This window comes from Paenibacillus sp. FSL L8-0494 (genome assembly GCF_038003695.1).
GTDB lineage: Bacteria > Bacillota > Bacilli > Paenibacillales > Paenibacillaceae > Paenibacillus_AQ > Paenibacillus_AQ odorifer.
Genome location: NZ_JBBOPQ010000001.1, coordinates 3,592,300 through 3,610,743 on the forward strand (window position 1 = coordinate 3,592,300; position 18,444 = coordinate 3,610,743).

Annotated in this window: 14 protein-coding genes; 12 read left to right on the forward strand and 2 right to left on the reverse strand. The window is 43.0% G+C overall.

From position 1 onward, the window contains the following. Positions 1–16: 16 nt before the first annotated feature. Positions 17–1,726, reverse strand: coding sequence for a glycoside hydrolase family 2 TIM barrel-domain containing protein (locus NYE35_RS16375; RefSeq protein ID WP_341121664.1), 1,710 nt, complete (start codon positions 1,724–1,726; stop codon positions 17–19). A 149-nt stretch (positions 1,727–1,875) separates the two neighbouring features. On the opposite strand from NYE35_RS16375, the gene NYE35_RS16380 reads away from it, so the two are divergent. The 4 genes from NYE35_RS16380 (at position 1,876) to NYE35_RS16395 (ending at position 6,181) form a co-directional block, all read left to right on the forward strand. Further along, entirely contained in the window at positions 1,876–2,718 is an 843-nt protein-coding gene (locus NYE35_RS16380; RefSeq protein ID WP_076296645.1) for a helix-turn-helix transcriptional regulator, read from the forward strand. 114 nt (positions 2,719–2,832) lie between these two features. After that, positions 2,833–3,615, forward strand: a complete 783-nt coding sequence (locus NYE35_RS16385; RefSeq protein WP_036677157.1) for an ABC transporter ATP-binding protein — start codon at positions 2,833–2,835, stop codon at positions 3,613–3,615. A gap of 296 nt (positions 3,616–3,911) precedes the next feature. After that, positions 3,912–4,595 carry a MarR family winged helix-turn-helix transcriptional regulator gene (locus tag NYE35_RS16390; protein WP_051490959.1) on the forward strand — a complete coding sequence of 228 codons (684 nt, stop codon included), beginning with the start codon at positions 3,912–3,914 and terminating at the stop codon, positions 4,593–4,595. 233 nt (positions 4,596–4,828) lie between these two features. Next, entirely contained in the window at positions 4,829–6,181 is a 1,353-nt protein-coding gene (locus NYE35_RS16395) for an MATE family efflux transporter (protein ID WP_341121666.1), read from the forward strand. A gap of 130 nt (positions 6,182–6,311) precedes the next feature. On the opposite strand, the gene NYE35_RS16400 is transcribed toward NYE35_RS16395, so the two are convergent. Then, on the reverse strand, positions 6,312–7,289 hold the full coding sequence (locus tag NYE35_RS16400; RefSeq protein WP_038571255.1) for a biotin--[acetyl-CoA-carboxylase] ligase: 978 nt from the start codon (positions 7,287–7,289) through the stop codon (positions 6,312–6,314). A 247-nt stretch (positions 7,290–7,536) separates the two neighbouring features. On the opposite strand from NYE35_RS16400, the gene NYE35_RS16405 reads away from it, so the two are divergent. From NYE35_RS16405 to treP, 8 genes are all read left to right on the forward strand, one after another. Next, a complete protein-coding gene (locus NYE35_RS16405; protein WP_076272593.1) occupies positions 7,537–8,088 on the forward strand; it encodes a biotin transporter BioY in 552 nt (183 codons plus the stop codon). 119 nt (positions 8,089–8,207) lie between these two features. Further along, a complete protein-coding gene (locus NYE35_RS16410; protein WP_036677148.1) occupies positions 8,208–9,641 on the forward strand; it encodes a helix-turn-helix domain-containing protein in 1,434 nt (477 codons plus the stop codon). A 161-nt stretch (positions 9,642–9,802) separates the two neighbouring features. After that, positions 9,803–10,510, forward strand: coding sequence for a purine-nucleoside phosphorylase (deoD, locus tag NYE35_RS16415; protein ID WP_036677145.1), 708 nt, complete (start codon positions 9,803–9,805; stop codon positions 10,508–10,510). A 47-nt stretch (positions 10,511–10,557) separates the two neighbouring features. After that, entirely contained in the window at positions 10,558–11,862 is a 1,305-nt protein-coding gene (locus tag NYE35_RS16420) for a purine/pyrimidine permease (RefSeq protein WP_076274534.1), read from the forward strand. 15 nt (positions 11,863–11,877) lie between these two features. After that, entirely contained in the window at positions 11,878–13,059 is a 1,182-nt protein-coding gene (locus NYE35_RS16425) for a NupC/NupG family nucleoside CNT transporter (RefSeq protein WP_036677141.1), read from the forward strand. Positions 13,060–13,079: 20 nt separating this feature from the next. Beyond that, entirely contained in the window at positions 13,080–14,267 is a 1,188-nt protein-coding gene (gene deoB / locus NYE35_RS16430) for a phosphopentomutase (RefSeq protein ID WP_341121668.1), read from the forward strand. A gap of 384 nt (positions 14,268–14,651) precedes the next feature. Beyond that, complete coding sequence (gene treC, locus NYE35_RS16435; protein ID WP_445321957.1) at positions 14,652–16,355, forward strand: alpha,alpha-phosphotrehalase; 1,704 nt, start codon at positions 14,652–14,654, stop codon at positions 16,353–16,355. Between the two features lie 50 nt (positions 16,356–16,405). After that, positions 16,406–18,376, forward strand: a complete 1,971-nt coding sequence (treP, locus tag NYE35_RS16440) for a PTS system trehalose-specific EIIBC component (RefSeq protein WP_076272597.1) — start codon at positions 16,406–16,408, stop codon at positions 18,374–18,376. The last annotated feature ends 68 nt before the right edge of the window (positions 18,377–18,444 follow it).

Genomic DNA, 18,444 nt, shown 5'->3' on the forward strand with positions numbered 1-18,444 from the left:
TTAGTCAATGTGGATATTAATCTGTCCAAGATCGGTAGATACGGCGCACTTCACGAAAGGATTGTTTGGGTTTACGGTATTCATTAACCAGACCCTTATTGTTGAAGCCGCGGGCCCGGTCGCGGAAGTTCTTACTGCTGCTCTTCAGATCGCCGCGGATGTCTGCAAACTGCCAGATGTAGGTCCCGCCAATTTTCGAATCATTCTTGAAGATTGCCAGCGCTTCAGTCACAATATCTGCCTGATAATCCTCGCTGAACAATCTCGGCTCCCAGCCCACATCCCCGAATAGTCCAGCACCACCGAATTCGGTCATGAGCACAACCTTGTTACCGGCTCCCATCTGCTCCGCACGCACATGGAACTGTTCCAGCATGTCTTTGAAGCTGGCTGTATCGCCTTCGTACCAGCCGAAATATTTATTTATACCGATAACATCGAATAATGGAAGTAGAATATCTTCGAGTGGATGCATCGTAGCGTAGGTGACAAGCCTAGTGCTGTCGAGTTTCTTTACCAATCCGACTAGAGCTTGTGTGAAAGCATATGCTTCTAGAGTCCGGGTATCAATCTCATTATGAACGGACCAGAAGATCACACTTGGGTGATGAAAATGCAGGCCAATCATTTCTTCAATCATAAACAGTGCACGCTCCTGGAAGAGCGGCTCACTTACCGTTTCGTTCGGCAGAAAGGCTCCCCATATCGGAATTTCGCTCCAGTATACAATCCCTTGCTCATCGAGTAGATCAAGCCAATATGGGCTCTGGGGATAATGCGAGCCCCGGACGGAGTTGCAACCTAACTCCAAAATGATACTGAGCTCCTTGTGCATCAGCTTCGGAGGGAAGGCAAAACCCCACTCAGGATGCTCTTCATGTCGGTTCACCCCCTTAAGATATACGGGTGAACCGTTAATTAGAATCCGATGATCCTTTGTTTCAATACAGCGAAAACCGATCCGTTCAATCTTGTCGTCTTCCTCTGTCCGCAGTTGAAAGGTATACAGTTCTGGAAGACCTACGTTCCACAAACGTATTTCAGGCATAAGCAACTTGAACGTATGACTGAGGGTTTGGCCAGTCTCAATCTGTACTTCTTCCGAGTGCAATTCATGTCCGCTTTCGGAGAATATGATCTTGGTAGTATGCTGCTCCTTATGGAAGGAATGGAGCTGCACCTGAACAGTAACATCTGCATCTGATCCATGCAGTGCATAATCAATCTTCAGCTGTTCGATGTAAATATCAGGCAAATATTGCAGCTCCACCGACCGTATGATACCCCCATAATGATACCAATCCACCTGCTCTGTCGGAATCGTAAGTAGGTCCAAGGTGCTGTCCGTCCGGACGATAATCTCATGTTCTCCTGCCCCTAAGGAAGGAACAATAAATTCAAAAGGTGTAAATCCGCCATAGTGATACCCAAGGTGCCGCCCGTCCAAATAGACATCGGCATGGCCCAGCACGGCATGAAAGATGAGTCTGACATGCTGCGAATTCACAATCTGTATTTTTTTACGATACCATCCGACACCTTCATAATCGTACATTCCCAGTTCATTATTCCAGCACGAGGGCACATAAAGAGACTGCCTAGAATGTGGAAATCGCTCAAACCATTTTTCTAGAACACCCGTATTTAACGGATCCTTCATGAAATCCCAAGGCCCATCCAACAGCTCAGTTCTCCGAATTTGATACTCGCTAAAAGTCCTTAACAAGTGTGTTCCTCCTTTTTTTCCTGTAATGTATTGAGAATTTCAGACATCTTGATAATATGGATAGTAACATTTGGAGTTTAAGCATTGAATAGAAAAAAACGTTATCGTCTTGTTTAAATCGCTCTTTTAGCAGCAGGAGGGGATATTAATTGGAAGAAAATGATTACAAGCTGAATGACCTCATAGTGCATATCCATTTTGTACTCGACAAAGCTACTTATCCCGGCTGGGAGGACATCCGTAACATGGTAAATGTGCACAGCTTGTACTGGATTCATGAAGGTAAAGGGGTTTTCCTGACCAATGTTGAGCACAAAGTAGAGGCTGGAATGCTAATCTATTTAAAACCAGGCCTTAAACTGTCCATGCGCTCGCAGATGGATGCTCCACTTCGCATAACGATGCTGCTCTTCGATTGTGCAGAGCTTGGTTATGATGCGGTATGGAAGGAAGTCAAGCCAATCGGAAAACTGAGACTTCCCTTCTTAAGCCAATATAATCAACAGGAAGCTGAGGAAATTAGCAAGCTGGTCTGGGGGATTCACCAGGACTGGCTGCCCGGACTAACCGATGGCATAGCTGTATCCCGGGCTAAAATGCAGATCCTGCTGCATATGCTGCACCAGACCGTACAACCGGACTGGAATCTGATGGAGTCTGGAGCTTTCGCCGCCTTCGAACAGATCAAGAAAACACTCGAGAACGACTATAAGGATCATCACCGGATCGAGAAATTGGCGGAGAAATACGGCATTTCGCCATCTTACTTGCGTAAGATGTTCCTAAAATTTACGGGGATGGGGCCTAAGGAATACCATATGCACATACAGAACCAGCAAGCTTGCCGTTATCTAGTCTTTACCGATTATCCAGTTAAGGAAATAGCCAAATTATGCGGGTACTACGAAGAATATCATTTCAGCAAGATTTTTAAACAGCTTAACGGGATCCCTCCGACAGTATACCGAAACAAACAGAGAATCAAAGATTAATTGTCCGTAGAACCACTGGTAAAAAAATCTTGAGGTTATGGTTTTTTTACGGGAAGGGCTGTACCATGATAGTATTGAACTCATTGAAGCATGTATAAGGAGGGAAAATTGGGCATGATTATATCACTCAAAAATGTATCATGGCAACGTGATACGACAATGATCTTACGCGATATGAATTGGGAAGTGAAGCAAGGACAACACTGGTGTATCGTCGGTCTGAACGGTTCAGGAAAAACGACGATGCTAAATGTAGTGAACGGCTATATCTGGCCGACAACAGGACAAGTCGAGGTGCTGGACCATCGCTTTGGCGATGTGGACTTGAGAGAGCTACGCAAACGAATCGGTTGGGTAAGCACCTCCTTGCAGCAGAAGCTGTACGGCCATCAGACTGCCCTGAACATCGTCCTAAGCGGAAAATTCGCGACGATTGGTCTGTATGATAAAACGAATGAAGAGGATCAAAAACAAGCCGAGGAGTTAATGGAGTTTCTAGACTGCTCTTCCTTGGTTAGTCGTACATATGATACCTTGTCGCAAGGACAGCGGCAGAAAGTCCTCATAGCACGCGCACTAATGGCCAATCCAGATCTACTAATTCTTGATGAGCCATGCACGGGACTTGATATTTTTGCCCGAGAACAGCTGCTGCAGATGATCGAGAAGATAACAAAGCAACCCGGTGGACCAACCTTGCTGTATGTAACCCATCATATCGAGGAGATAACACCATGCTTTACGCACACGCTGCTGGTAAAGAGCGGCGAAATCTACAAAGGGGATGAGACAGTAAACTGCTTGCAGTCGGATGTCTTGAGCGATTTCTTCGATACCCCTGTTGAAGTACAGGAACATCATAACCGCAAGTGGCTTACACTTGCCGGTGATAAGTAGAATGTCAAGGCACATCGAATAGGCGAGCAAACCGTTTTAAAGTGCTTTGAAGGATTGCTTGCAGATATATAAAATGAAAACTGATCACAATATAATTTTAAAATAACCCGCGCGGGGCGCGGGTTTTGTATTTGTTTGCAAGCTTATAAGCCATCTCCCAGAAACATCGTAACAACATACTAACGGTACCTGCAAAAAACATTTTGACATATCTAACAGGTACCGTTATAATACAAATCAACAGGTACCGTCACAAAGAGCAACAGGTACCGTAAAAATTCAATGGAGGATTCATTATGGACATGAATGATGAGTTATACGAAAAACTCGCGAAACTGCAATGGCTGTTGCAAAGGCAACACTTGAAAACTCACGCCGCGGTTGGTCCGATGGCCGACGCATCACGTGGGCAAGGCAGGATATTAGCATTTCTTCGGATGAAAGACGGTATCAGCACCAAAGACTTATCCTATATGCTGGACATCCGTGTATCATCCCTCAATGAATTGCTTGGTAAACTGGAGAAAGCAGAATACATCACCCGTAAGCCCTCAGAAACAGACAAACGTATCATGTTGATTTACCTAACGCAAAAAGGGCAAGAGGAAGAGAAACAAGAGATAGACAACGGCAACATATTTTCTCGCTTATCGCCAGAAGAGCAGATAGCTTTCGGGGATTACCTAACTCGCGTCATTACAGCTTTGGAGGAAGAACTTGGAACGGACGGAGAACGTGATGTGATGGCTATGTGGATGGAAGCCGCAAAGGAGCGTATGGGAACAGAGGAATTTGAAAAACTGATGGCTATGCGCGGACAAATGCACAAAATGTGGGGAAATTCTAGGGACGAACGCTTTAGCGGCAGATTCCCTGGGTTTGGCGGAGAAGGGCATGGTGACATGCGCGGATTCGGCTGGCCTTCCAGAGATGACAGTAATTCGTCACCTGACAAGTCACATGGCCCGGACGATAAGTAATTAGAGTCTTTTTGCAAACAGTAGCTGAGGCGCTGCCTTTCCACCAGAGAAAGATGAACGGCAAAGGCAGCGTAATGTGAAACTGAAGAATAATCAAATTTCGTATGCCAAATCTGAAAACTCGACGTTAGGGTACAGGTTTGCTTGTTGCTGCGTCACGGTTCATATTGGACCGATAGTTAGAATTCTAAGTATTTCAAAAAACAAAATAAAGAAAGATAGTGGTGAACCCTATGGATGCAGAAAACCTCCATTACTTTGAAAAAGCACCTGTCGCAAAAGCCGTAGCTCACTTCGCAGTACCGATGATGCTAGGCATGTCGATGAGTGTCATATACTCCATTTTGAACGCCTATTTCCTTGGTACACTGGGCAATACTGCGATGTTAACCGCACTCGCACTAACTTTACCGTTATTTGCCGCCATAATGGCGCTTGGTAACTTGATTAGCATCGGTAGCAGTGCATTTATCTCCCGTTTGCTGGGAGAGAAAAAATATGATGATGTAAAGCATGTGTCTTCATTCGCCTTTTACAGCAGTTTAGTTCTCGGTCTTATTTTGATGGCTGCCGGCATCCCATTGATCGATTCAATCGTTCATGGCTTGGGAGCGACGCCTGACTCCTTCGGATTCACGAAGGACTATGTCACGATTATGCTTATTGGTTCACCTTTCGTCGTTCTATTCTTCACGCTGGAGAATATCGTGCGCTCGGAGGGGGCAGCAATCACTTCGATGATCGGTATGCTTCTCAGTGTTGTTGTGAATATTATTCTCGATGCGCTAGTCATTTTCGTCTTCCATTGGGACGTGATCGGGGTTGCATCTGCTACAGTCATTTCTAACTTGGTTGCTAGTGCATTCTATGCCTTCCACATGGGATATAAGAGCCAATTCTTAACCATCTCCGTAAAATGGTTCAAAGCTTCCAAAGACATTCTCAGCAATGTATTTAAAATTGGAGTTCCAGTCTTTGTTATGAGTCTCTTCATGGGTGCAATGTCACTCATCTTTAACCGTTTTCTGGTCGAATATGGGGAGCAGGCCATTGCGGCCTTCGGGATTTCATCACGTTTATTACAATTTCCAGAGGTTATCCTGATGGGCTTATGTGAGGGAGTCGTGCCGCTGATTGCCTTCTCTTTTACAGCTAACAAATTACGCATGAAGCACACCATTACTTTTACAATCAAAGTGACTGTGGCATTAGCAGCCGTGTTCGGCATTATTGTATATCTGATTTCAGACCACTTAATCGGTTTATTTACGAATGACCCTCAATTAATTGAACTGGGCAGCTACATTCTTCATGTAACGTTCTTATCCCTGTTCATTTCAGGAACGACCGCTTTGTTTACAGGGATCTTCCAAGCGACAGCACAAGGAACCGCCGCCTTTATTATGTCAATTATTCAAGGTATTACTCTGATTCCAGTATTGTATATCGCTAATCGAATGAACGGTTTCCACGGAGTAGTCTGGTCGCTCGTCATTTCGGATGCTGTTGCGTTCCTTGTGGGGGCCATCATGCTGTATGTTCTGCGGAACAAATTGCAGCCTGATTTAGATACTTTAGTACAGTAAAATCCTAAGCTTTAAGTTGATACTTTAAGTTCATCTAAAAAAACCTTGGATCAGCAAGGTTTTTTTGGCTCGTATGATGACGCAGCCTGCCATGAGGCAGCACATAGCTGCTTTGGAGGCGAAGCTCCAGTTAAATTTTAATGCTGACTTCTCCACTTGAAAGATACTCCTCGTCACCATTCTCATATCTGACTTTCAGATGGCAATCGTCATCGATATCAATGGCTGTTGCTTTACGTTGTTCATTATCCTTTATCACGGTCACAGGTTCTCCAAGTGAAATTAACCTTTTTTTGTATTCGGAAAGAAACAATCTGTCCGTTAAATGCTCATAATATCTCATGAAATTGTTTAGTACTTCTGCAACGAGACGGTTGCGGAGATCACCATAAGGATTGTTTTCGGAAATTACAGTTGTTGCAATCTCGGTAAGATCAGTGGGAAAGCCTTCGGAAGGGAGGACTACATTGATACCGATGCCGAGAACAGCATAATCAAGCCAGCCGTTTTCCAGTGACACGGATGCTTCGGTAAGAATCCCGCACACTTTTTTCCCTTCCATGAAAACGTCATTTACCCATTTAATCTGCGTTTCTTTACTGGATACGCTCTCGATAGAAAGGGCTACAGCTACTGCGGCGCAAGTGGTCAATAAAGCTGAGTCTGTTGCGGACAGCTTGGGACGCAGCAGGATGCTCATATAGATACCCGTTCCAGGTGGAGAAAAGAACTTCCGGCCCATTCGCCCGCGACCAGCTGTTTGTTCTTCCGAAAGAATCACCTTACCTTCAGCTTCTCCATTTGAGGCAAGGTTCTTTACGGCTTCATTCGTGGAAGATATGGTCTTAAAGACTTCGACTCGTAACTTTTGCCCCCGAGTATCCAGGTACTTTGAAATTGCACTGGCTGATAAGATATCCGTTTGTGGTGACATGGAATATCCTTTATTGGTTACAGCTTGTATGGAATAACCGTCTGTCTGTAAAGATTTTATGGCTTTCCAGACCGCGCTGCGCGTCACGGATAACTGAACGGCTATTTCCTCGCCGGAAAAATATTCACCCTTATTACTGTCGAGTAAGGCAAGAATATGTTCTTTTACTGTCATGAACTTAAACCTCCAAAAGTATAACTCTCCGACCAAAACCCATTGAATAGATTAACATCCAACGATTGCGACTGAATACTCTAATTCTATATAACAATAGGAAAAACTCAAGCATGGTATTTTATTCTATTGTAAACCATATAAAATATTATGGTTTACAATAAAGAATATCTCCATTATAATTCAGCTTACTGGACGTATTTACTAACCAGAATACAATCATTGATATCCAATGGAGGTCATTTTTTTGAAGACAAAAGAACTTATTTATGCTGCATTATTCGCAGCACTTATCGCGGTGTTGGGGATGATACCGCCCATCCCACTCGGCTTCATCCCCGTTCCGATCACTGCCCAGACACTTGGCGTCATGTTGGCTGGATGTTTTCTGGGGAAACGGATGGGCGCTCTCAGTCTAATTATTTTCATCATACTAGTAGCCATTGGGCTGCCTGTACTGACCGGCGGTCGCGGCGGAATCTCGGTGCTAGTTGGACCTTCTGCAGGATACATATTTAGCTTTCCAATTGCGGCCGGCCTTATTGGCTGGTATTCCGAAAAAATCTGGCCGAAGGTTCGAACTTGGAAGCTGGTAGGTATCAACATAATCTTCGGTGTATTACTAGTGAGTCTGATTGGTGCCCCTGTCATGGCATTGATAACCAATACTTCGATCTGGGCTGGTCTTGTCGGAGCGTTGGCCTTTCTTCCGGGAGACATCATTAAAGCCGTTATTGCAGCCGTTATAACGATGCAGCTGAAAGCAATTAGCCCTATTGAAGAAAAAACACAAATATAATGTGATGTGAAACTCGGGTAAATAAAACCCGGGTTTTTTTATTGAAAAATAATAGGGTTATGGTTGCGAATTTGTTTATACTATAAAAATTAAAACGAAATTGAAGTGGGTGTAGAAAAATGGATAAGGGATTTAATTTAGCTAGTCAACTATTAACGCTGCTTGATACGGAACATAGATGGTTTACCTTAGCGGAAATTGAAAAAAGTTTAGGGATCTCTGATAAGACCATCCGGAAGATGGTGGAGGAAATCAGCAAGCAATTACCATCTACTGTAACCATTGAGGTTTCTAGAGGAAAGGGAATAGTTCTTCAACGTGATGGGCGAAGTACGATTAGTGAAGTGATTTCTTCTATGTTCAGACAAACCATCTTTTATCGGCTGATGGATTTTTTGTTTACGAATGTAGGGCGACTGTCTGTGGAGGAGCTCTCCGAAGCCATGTTTATGAGTACCTCGTCTTTGAAGAAATTGATTGTGCAATTAAATAATGATGATCTAAAAGCTTATAAGCTACGCATTAGTTTTTCTACCCCCATGATCAAAGGGAATGAAATGAATATTCGATATTTTTATTGGAAGTTATATTGTGATGCGTATGAGTTTACAGGCTGGCCCTTTGCGAATGTTGATTTTGCTTATATTAATCAGTTAATCACAAATATAGAAAATGAAAATAACATTGTATATTTTATCAATTCCAAAAGGAGATTATCGTTTTTGTTGGCCATTGTTATAGAAAGAGTGGCTAAAGGAAAGTGTGTGAAAATAGACGAAAATGCTTACCCTTGGGAAAAGGGGATGTTTTATTTTCCAGTGAAAACTATTGCAAAACGTCTTGAGGACAAGCTGTCCCTTAAATTTCCAAACAGTGAAATATTCTTTATGCAATCCATGGTTAGTCTCAGCCAATATCATTATTATGAAGGGTCAGAGATCACTCCGATGAAAGAAGTAGAATTACATAAGGATAAAGAAGAATATCAAATGGGGAATCTGCTTCTAATGTTATTAGCAAAGGTATACCCGAACTTGCATATGCAAGAACGGTTTATTTTGGAGATTTACGGGTTCTTTGACAAGCTATTAATCGAAAATGCCATTCCTGAGTGGATGATGATTTCAACAAGTCATTTAACAACATATGTTCAAAAGGAGTGCCAGCAGATTTATCAAGAATTGCAAACCTGTATGCAAACGTGGAATAAAACTTACCCTTCTGTTTTGTTTAATCACTTTCATTTAACAAAGCTAACCTTAATTGTCCGCTCGAGTTTACGTTACAAAAGTAAGAGGGCTTTTTTAGTGATCGGGGAAGAATTTTCAATTCGTCATTACATAGCAGATTTGATAAAAAAAGAAATTGGGGATCAGTTGATCCTTAATACTTCCATAATGAAAGGCCTGACCGACGAGATCATGCAGCAAAATAATATCGATCTTGTCATTAGTAATATCCCGGTTGCATTAAAGACAGTGCCTGTTGTTATTATTTCTACGATCCCCTCTAAAAGAGACTTAGACAACATTCGTAAAGAACTGCTTTTATAATTTGACCAATTATTTTCCGTAAGCTCCGTAAGTTTTTGGTCTAGTTTGTAAAGTTAAAAAACCTTATGCTCAATCTAGTTTCGAAACTGATTTTACTTGACGGCAAGTGGAAAGCGATTTCGGTAAACCTCAGTTTACTATTAAAAGTTGGAGGAAGAACTATGAGTAGGCATTTAGGTGCAAATAAGGGAGAAATAGCAGAGCTCGTTTTGCTCCCAGGAGATCCCTTGCGTGCAAAGTTTGTGGCAGAACACTTTTTAGAGGAGGCTTATTGTTATAACGAAGTAAGAGGGATGTATGGATACACTGGATTATACAAGGGTGTGCCTGTGTCGGTTCAGGGGACAGGGATGGGAAATCCATCGATGAGTATCTACGCGACAGAATTGATCGTCGATTATGAAGTTAAGAAATTGATTCGCATTGGTACATGTGGCGCGATGCAGGAAGAAATCAATATCCGCGATATTATATTAGCCCAAGCAGTATCTTCAGACAGTAATATGACGGAAAAGATCTTTCATGGCTGTAATTTTGCACCAACGGCAGATTTCTCATTGCTAATGAAAGCATATCAACAAGCACAAGCTAAAAATGCCAATGTGTTTGTTGGTAACATCTATAATTCTGATGAATTTTATCGTGAAAATTTAGATCGGCTTCACAAGTTTATGGATTTCGGTGTATTAGCTGTAGAAATGGAAAGTACCGCCCTATACACTTTAGCCGCTAAATATGGTGTAAAAGCTTTATCGATTTTGACCGTCGGCAGTCAATTGTTAAGACAGGAACACCTAACTCATAAAGAAAGTGAACAATCCTTTTATGAAATGGTCGAAGTAGCTCTTAACACAGTCATTGAAGGCTGATTTATTGATAAGAGTGTAGTGTTGTTAGAAAAGAGAGTGAGAAAGAAATGAAGGTAATACTGTCAGGATTGCAGTGGATGATTTTTATGATCGCTGGTGCAATTGCTGCACCCATTGCTATCGCAGATTTATATAACTTAACACCCATAGAGACTTCCGGACTTATTCAGAGCACCATGATTACTTTAGCAATAGCTGGATTTTCACAAGGCCTGATGGGTCATAAATTCCCTATTCATGAAGGTCCGGCAGGGTTATGGTGGAGCATTTTTACCATTTACGCGAGTTTAGTGGGGGGACTCTATTCCTCTAACAACGGAGCTTTACAGGCTTTAAGTGGAGCGATGATCATTAGCGGAGTGTTGTTTATCCTAATTTCAGCATTTAAGCTAATGGATAAAATCGCTCGTTTATTTACTCCAACCATCACCTTTATTTATTTACTTTTATTGATCTTTCAATTAAGCGGATCTTTTATGAAAGGGATGATGGGGATTACCATATCCCACACCATGTTAGATGTTAAAGTATTCATCCTTAGTGTGATTGTGGTCTGCATTACCTTTTGGTTAGGCAACAGCCGCTTTGTATTACTCAGCCAGTTTTCAATAATTTTCAGTATAGTGATAGGCTGCCTATTATTTATAATCTGCGGTAGTATGCCGGCGGTTTCTCGTGCGGATACTCTATTTAAGCTGCCGGAAATATTCCCATTTGGAAAACCCCGATTCGATGCCGGGACAATTACTACTGCATTTTTACTAACCCTATTATTAATAACCAATGCAGTGGCATCCATCCGTTTGATGGAGACCGTTATGAAACCCAAGCAAGGGGATCATCGTCGTTATTTGCGCGCCGGGTTTACTTCTGGAATTACGCATCTTATTAGTGGTGGTTTAGGAGCGATCGGCTCAGTCCCTATTTCGGGAGCGGCGGGATATGTTGAGCAAACAGGGATGAGGGAGCGCAGATCATTTTTAATAGGCTGCAGCTTAGTGATCTCAATATCCTTGTTTCCGCCTATGATGAATTTCATATCTGCGATTCCAGCTCCCATAGGCTATTCTGTTACCTTCGTCATTTTTGTGAAGATGGTCGGACTAGCGCTAAAGGAATTGAAAAAGGTTATTCATGAAGAGCGAACATTTATTGTCAGTGGGCTTTCCCTTTTAGTGGGTGTAGGTTTAATGTTTATTCCTGCATCAGCTACGGCCCATTTATCTCCGATCGTGATAGCCATTTTAAATAATGGATTAATATGCGGAAGCCTGTTAGCGATTATTTTGGAACAAGGGTTAATGTGGAAAGATGCATTCCGATATGAGGATTCCAAGAAAATTAACCGATAATTTGGAGGGCTAAAAATGCATTATCTAATTTCTATTGCTGGTCTGGTTATTGTTCTATTACTGGCATGGCTAGGAAGTAACAATAAGAAAAAGATTAAATATCGTCCAATCATTGTAATGATTGCTATTCAGATAGGTTTGGGATTAATTATCCTAAAAACGAGCATTGGAGAATTTTTGATTAAAGGGTTTGCTGATAGTTTTGCAAAATTACTTGGATACGCCAATGAAGGTACTGACTTTGTGTTTGGCGGGATTGCAAATGAAGGGGCGCATACATTTTTCCTTTATGTTTTGATGCCCATTGTTTTTATGTCAGCATTGATAGGGATTTTGCAACATTACAAAATACTGCCATTCATTATAAAGTATATTGGTTTGGTGCTAAGTAAAATAAATGGCATGGGTAAATTGGAATCTTATAATGCAGTTGCAGCCGCAATTGTCGGACAAAATGAAGTATTTATTTCGGTGAAAAACCAGCTTGGCCTATTGCCTAAACATCGCTTGTATACATTATGTGCGTCTGCAATGTCTACGGTATCCATGTCAATCGTTGGTTCCTATATGACGATGCTAGAACCTCGGTATGTAGTAGCTGCATTGATATTGAACCTATTTGGCGGATTTATCATTTCATCCATCATTAATCCTTATGAAGTTACACCTGAAGAAGATATTGTTGAAGTTCAGGTAGAAGAAAAACAAACGTTTTTTGAAATGCTGGGCGAATATATTATGGATGGCTTTAAAGTAGCCATAGTAGTTGGGGTAATGTTAGTTGGTTTTGTGGGAATCATTGCTTTGATTAACGGGGTCTTCAGTGGCATATTCGGAATCTCGTTCCAAGGAGTGTTAGGCTACGTCTTTGCACCCATCGCCTTTCTTATCGGTGTGCCATGGCATGAAGCTGTTGAGGCCGGTAGTATTATGGCGACAAAGCTTGTTGCGAATGAATTCGTTGCTATGCTTGACTTTGTTAAGATTCAAGAAGGTTTAAGTGGCCGTACTACAGCCATTGTCTCCGTTTTTCTAATCTCATTTGCTAACTTTGGGTCGATTGGTACCATTGTGGGTGCAGTGAAGGGATTGAATGAAAAGCAAGGGAATATCGTCGCACGATTTGGATTAAAGCTGTTATTTGGCGCCACACTTGTAAGCGTTTTATCAGCTTTGATTATCGGTATCATATTCTAGTTGAAGCAAGGAGTATTAACATGAAACAAACACCCCGGTTTAAGCGGATTTTCGTCATCGTTATGGATTCGGTAGGCATTGGTGAAGCTCCAGATGCTGAAAAGTTTGGGGATGCAGGATCACATACATTACGGCATATTGCAGAAAAAATGAATGGGCTACATGTTCCTGCGTTATCCAAGCTAGGGTTAAGTCATATTGACCCAATACCCGGAGTTCCCAAAGTAGAGCGCCCTTTAGCTTATTGGACCAAAATGCAGGAAGCTTCTAATGGAAAGGATACGATGACAGGTCACTGGGAAATCATGGGCCTACGAATTGACGTTCCTTTCAAAGTGTTTCCTGAAGGATTTCCTTATGAATTAATTAATGAATTAGAAGAAAGAACAGGACGAAAGGTGATTGGGAATAAACCCGCTAGTGGCACAGCTATTCTCGATGAGCTTGGACAAGAGCATATGAACACAGGTGCACTCATTGTCTATACTTCAGCAGATTCCGTGATTCAGATTGCGGCTCATGAAGAGGTTATTCCTTTAGAAGAACTGTATCAAATCTGCGAGATTACCAGAGAGATTACTTTACGTGAGGAGTACATGCTAGGCAGAGTGATTGCTAGACCATTCCTCGGGCAGCCCGGAAATTTCAAAAGAACATCGAACCGTCATGATTATGCCTTGAAGCCTTATGGAAGAACCGTGATGAATGAGCTCAAGGATGCCGGGTTCGATGTACTAGCGATTGGCAAGATCTCAGATATATACGATGGGGAGGGTGTCACCAAGTCTTTGCGTACAGTGTCTAACATGGATGGCATGGATAAACTTTTGGAGACCCTTCATACTGATTTTACAGGACTTAGTTTCTTGAATCTTGTTGATTTCGATGCACTTTATGGCCATCGTAGAGATCCGATCGGGTATGGGAAAGCGCTAGAAGAATTTGACGATCGATTACATGAAGTTCTAAAGGAGCTATGTGAAGACGATCTTCTAATAATTACGGCAGACCATGGGAATGATCCCATTCATGCGGGTACGGATCACACCCGTGAATATGTTCCTTTACTCCTCTACAGTAAGAGTTTCAATCGACAAGGGGAGCTGCCTATATCGAAGACTTTTTCGGATATTGGAGCAACAGTTGCTGATAACTTTGTTGTGACCATGCCCCAATTTGGTCAGAGTCTCCTACAGGAGCTTAAATAAACTTAATTTGAATAGACACTTTGAATAGAAACAGGGTACCTAACTTGTATTAGTAAAAGGTATCCTGTTTGTTTTTTATCTACATATCTTCGTATCTAAAAAGCTGCCGAGTAAGCGGCTTTTTTTGTTATTACGGATCAAATATTAGGGTAATAATCAATTATTAAAGGGGTTAATTTTATAGCCACCTGTCGTTAATCCTTTATTCGATGAATCGCATTCTAATACAACGTTATAAATAATCTAGTTTCTACTCATGCCACTCCTTCGATAGTAATAGTGTTGACAACCTGTATATACAGGTTTAAACTGTGTGGAGTGTTTGAACTTGTATATACAGGTTTAATGGATGAAATAAAGGAATTCTTTTTGGAGGTGTTCAACTTGAGTCAGTCCCAGTATTCGGAATGGTGGCGCCGCTCCACGGTGTATCAGGTGTACCCAAAGAGCTTTAAGGACACTACAGGCAACGGAACAGGAGATATAAAAGGACTTATTGAGAAATTAGATTATTTGCAGAAGCTTGGAATCGATATTGTCTGGTTACAGCCGGTTTATGTTTCGCCGCAACATGATAACGGTTACGATGTAGCAGATTATGAAAATATCAACCCGGATTTCGGTACGATGGAGGATTTTGACGAGCTAGTACAGGAATTGCATAGACGCGAAATGAAGCTAATGATCGATATCGTGGTTAACCATACTTCGACTGAACATGAGTGGTTCAAACAGTCCATTTCAAGCAGGAACAACCCTTACCGTGATTACTATATCTGGAAGGATCCGGCTCCGGACGGGGGCTTACCCAACAACTGGCAGTCGAAGTTCGGGGGTCCTGCCTGGCAGTTCGACGAAACTTCGGGACAATATTATCTTACTCTCTTCGATAAAACCCAGGCGGATCTGAATTGGGAGAATGAGAAGGTACGTAGAGCAGTGAATGATATGATGTTATTCTGGGCTAAAAAGGGTGTCGACGGCTTCCGCATGGATGTAATTAATTTAATCTCCAAAGATCAGCGCTTCCCTAACGATGACGGGAGTGTTCCACCGGGGGATGGACGTAAATTCTATACTGACGGTCCACAGGTCCATGAATACATCAAAGCAATGTATAAAGAGGTGTTTGGTTCGTTTGAGATGGTGACTGTAGGAGAGATGTCCTCAACTACACTGGAGCATTGTATCCGGTACTCAAGTCCCGAAGAGCGGGAATTTTCCATGACCTTCAATTTTCATCATTTAAAAGTCGACTATCCGAATGGACAGAAGTGGGAACTGATGCCTTATGATTTCGAGGCAATGAAACAGTTGTTCTCGCAGTGGCAGACTGGAATGCAGAAAGGCGGAGGCTGGAACGCACTATTTTTTAACAATCATGATCAACCACGTGCCCTTTCCAGATTCACTGATGATAGGGTTTACCGTGTGGAAAGCGCCAAGCTGCTCGCGACAACTCTGCATGGCCTTCAGGGAACACCTTATGTATATCAAGGGGAAGAAATCGGTATGCCGAATCCGGTATGGAAAAGCATCGATGAGTTCCGCGACATTGAGTCACTAAATATGTACCGCATTCTGTGTGAACAGGGGAAAAGCCCGGAGGTTGCTCTCAGCATTCTCCAAGAACGTTCGCGGGACAATTCACGTACGCCGATGCAGTGGGATGACAGCCGGAATGCCGGATTTACCACTGGTACTCCATGGTTGAAGGTAGACGAGCGGTATCCAAACATCAATGTGCAGAAGGAGCTGGAAAATCCAGGTTCCATCTTCCACCATTACCGTAAACTGATTGCACTACGCAAGGAATATGAAATATTTATAGAAGGTATTTTCAAGAGACTCGATGAAGGTCATCCCGAAGTATTCGCATACGCCAGAACAGGCGATGAAGAGACACTTGTTGTGGTCTCGAACTTCAGCAGTAAAGAGATCTCTTTCCGCTTTGAAGATAATCACTGGACTGAATTGTCGCCAAGTGGTAAGGACGAGCTTCTGATTGGAAATACAGCAGATGCACCTAAATTAACACAAAAGCTTCAGCTCAGTCCTTATGCTTCCTACATGTGGTTAGTCCGCTAACGAGGTGTACTTAAGAAGGAGCACACATCAATTTTGTAAGGAGTGAAGATATGGCTATAGACCGCAAAAATGTTGAAGATATTGTACGGGCGGTTGGGGGCAAGGAGAATATTGAAGTTGCGACGCATTGTGTAACCCGGCTGAGATTCTCGCTGTATGACGAGAACAAGGTGGATTCGGAAGCCCTGGACCGTAACGAACTCGTAAAAGGACAATTCTCTACGCAGGGGCAGTTCCAGATCGTTATCGGACCAGGAACTGTAGATAAAGTATACGATGAAATGATTCAGATCACTGGTGGTGCCCGCTCTTCCAAGGATGACGTGAAATCAGCGGCAGCACGGAAACAGAATCCACTGCAGCGGGCGATCAAAACACTGGCTGATATTTTTATTCCGATTCTTCCGGCCATCGTAACCGCAGGTTTGCTGCTTGGTATTAATAATATTTTGACCGGACCTGGTATCTTTTTTGATAGTAAGTCATTGGTAGATGTCTATCCTGCATGGAAAGACATTGCTGCGATTATTAACACGATTGCCAGCACAGCCTTCACCTTTTTACCAGCACTTATCGGTTGGGCAGCTGTTACACGTTTCGGGGGCAGTCCTCTGCTCGGGATCGTGCTAGGTCTCATTCTCGTACACCCGGATCTATTAAGTGCCTACAGTTATGCAAGTGCTTCAACTGAGGGAACCGTTCCGACCTGGAATTTGTTCGGCTGGCATTTGGAGAAGATCGGTTATCAGGGGCAAGTATTGCCTGTACTGGTTTCGGCCTATATTCTGGCTAGACTGGAGAAGTTCCTCAACCGTCGGGTGCTTGATTCCATTAAACTACTGGTCGTTGCTCCAGTGACCCTGCTGGTTACAGGTTTTCTGGCCTTCACCATTATCGGACCGGTTACGTTCGCCATTGCCAATGCTATCACCTCGGGTTTGATCTATGTATTTGATCATTTTGCGCTCCTTGGTGGTTTGATCTATGGTGGATTCTATGCACTTCTGGTCATCACTGGGATGCATCATACTTTCCTGGCAGTCGATGTACAGCTCATCGGCAGTGAGGGAGGCACCTTCCTCTGGCCGATGCTGGCGCTCTCCAATATTGCACAAGGCGCTGCGGCACTGGCGATGATGTTCGTTGTTAGAGAACAAAAGGCAAAAGGTTTGGCGGCTACGTCTTCCGTCTCTGCATTCCTCGGCGTGACTGAACCGGCAATCTTTGGGGTGAATATCCGCTATCGCTACCCTTTCATCTTCGGGATGATCGGCTCAGCAATTGCCGGTATGCTCCTTACCGTTAACCAGGTTCGCGCTTCATCCATTGGCGTAGGGGGAATTCCCGGTTTCCTTTCGATTTTCCCGAACCAGTGGGGCGTATTCTTCATAGGTATGGTTATTGTTCTCGTTGTGCCATTTGCCGCCACAGTATTGTACGGACGTTCTGTAGTGGGTCGTTCCGAAAAGAACACAGCTACAGAGGCTTCTAGTACTACGAGCGAACCAGAGGAATTGAGCAGCCGTCATTCAGTTCAAGGGTCACAGGAATCAGTTAATATTTTGGAGCTTGTCTCCCCGCTTAGTGGAACTGCAGTATCGCTAGAACAGGTACCCGATCCTGCCTTTGCTGAAAAGCAAATGGGTGAGGGAATTGCAATCGAACCTTCTGAGGGGAAAGTATATGCTCCCTTTGATGCTACAGTAGCTCATGTGATTAAGAGCAAACATGCGCTTATACTGGAGCATGCCAGCGGTGTTCAGGTATTAATCCACGTTGGAATTAACACGGTGGCGCTTAAAGGTAGCGGTTTTACCAGCCTGAAGAATATTGGTGATAAGGTGCAGGCAGGCGAGCTTCTACTAGAATTTGATATGGAAGCTATCCGCGCAGCAGGTTACCCGGTGATTACTCCAATCATCATTCCTGCAGGTCAGGAGATGGTCGAGAAGATTGAAGAGAAGACCGGACCAGCTACGGCCAAACAAACAAGCGTCTTGACTATTCATCTCAAGGGTTGATAAAGGCTATATTGGCAAAGACTTTATACTATAGAAAGACAGCCCCTTGGGGGCTGTTTTTCTATAAA